This is a genomic window from Citrobacter sp. TBCS-14 (assembly GCF_005280805.1).
Lineage (GTDB): Bacteria > Pseudomonadota > Gammaproteobacteria > Enterobacterales > Enterobacteriaceae > Citrobacter > Citrobacter gillenii.
This window is the reverse complement of record NZ_SZWM01000067.1, coordinates 279-524: the sequence shown is the minus strand read 5'-3', so window position 1 is coordinate 524 and position 246 is coordinate 279. Positions and strand designations below refer to the sequence as shown.

Sequence of the window (246 nt, the reverse complement as noted above, 5' to 3'; positions counted from 1 at the left end):
GTGCGGGCGATGGAAATTATCGACGAACTGGAGCCGCAAAGACGCAACGCCTGGTGCGGCAGCATTGGTTATCTGAGCTTTTGCGGCAATATGGATACCAGCATCACCATTCGCACACTGACAGCCACAAACGGACAAATTTATTGCTCCGCTGGCGGTGGCATTGTTGCAGACAGTCAGGAAGACGCGGAGTATCAGGAAACGTTTGATAAAGTGAATCGTATTTTGCACCAACTGGAGAACTGA

Annotated in this window: 1 protein-coding gene; it reads left to right on the top strand. The window is 50.4% G+C overall.

Annotated features, from left to right (window positions below):
* On the top strand, positions 1-246 hold a 246-nt coding region (locus FDX22_RS00370), incomplete at its 5' end, for a chorismate-binding protein (RefSeq protein WP_186805262.1).